Raw genomic sequence first — 1,023 nt, forward strand, 5'->3', positions numbered from 1 at the left:
AAAATGGAAGCGTATCTCAAACAGTTGGAATAGTTGTAGATGCAAACACGTCTCTGGTCTAACCGGCGAACTCAGCCAAAACGACCACCAGCCAATGCCATGTAGATCAAACAAAAAGCCAGCGAGAGCTTCGCTGGCTTTGACATCATACTTATGCGACTTCGAGTTCCGATTTTAGCTCTCTCTTTAAGATTTTACCCGTAGCACTCATCGGTAACTGTTCACGAATTTCGACAAACCTTGGGTATTTGAAATTGGCTAACTGCTCTCGCCCCCATAATTGCAGCTCATCGGCTTCGACAAATTGATTCGGTTTTAATACCACGTAGGCTTTGATCTCTTCGCCATATTCTTGATGCGGAATACCTATCACGGCCACCATCGCTACCGCTGGATGCGTCATGAATACTTCTTCAATCTCACGAGGATACACATTGAAGCCACCTCGAATGATCAGGTCTTTCATCCTGTCGACAATAAACAGATTACCCGACTCATCAAATCGCCCGACGTCACCGGTATGGAACCAACCACTTTGCAACACCGATTCCGTCACTTCTGGGCGATCAAGATAACCTTTCATGACGTTGTGCCCGCGCACAATAATTTCTCCTTCCTCACCGACAGGGAGAGCATGACCGTCAAGATCAACGACTTTCACCTCAACACCTTGAATCGGTTGCCCGACAGAGCCCGGTACTCGCTCCTGATCAAGGTGATTAAAACACGCTATCGGACTGGTTTCGGACAAGCCGTAACCTTCTAGAATTGGTACATTGAATCGTGCTTCAAAGGTTTTAAATACTTCTGTCGGTAGCGACGAGCCTCCACTAACGGCTACTCGTAGCGACGAAATATCGCAATTATGTTCAACATGCAGCAAACCAATGTACATCGTAGGCACACCGGCAAAGAGCGTCACTCGGTGCTTTTCGATCAGCTCCAACACATGTTTCGGGTCAAATCGAGGTACTAAAACCAAAGTTGCACCACTTTGCACACTAGCATTGAGATGCACGGTTT

1 protein-coding gene is annotated in these 1,023 nt (G+C 46.9%); it reads right to left on the reverse strand.

Annotated elements, in window-relative coordinates; translation table 11 throughout:
- Positions 1-151 precede the first annotated feature (151 nt).
- Positions 152-1,023, reverse strand: an 872-nt coding sequence (locus R8269_RS26420) for an AMP-binding protein (protein ID WP_318223060.1), incomplete at its 5' end; no start/stop codon positions are given.

This window comes from Vibrio sp. Vb0667 (assembly GCF_033391095.1).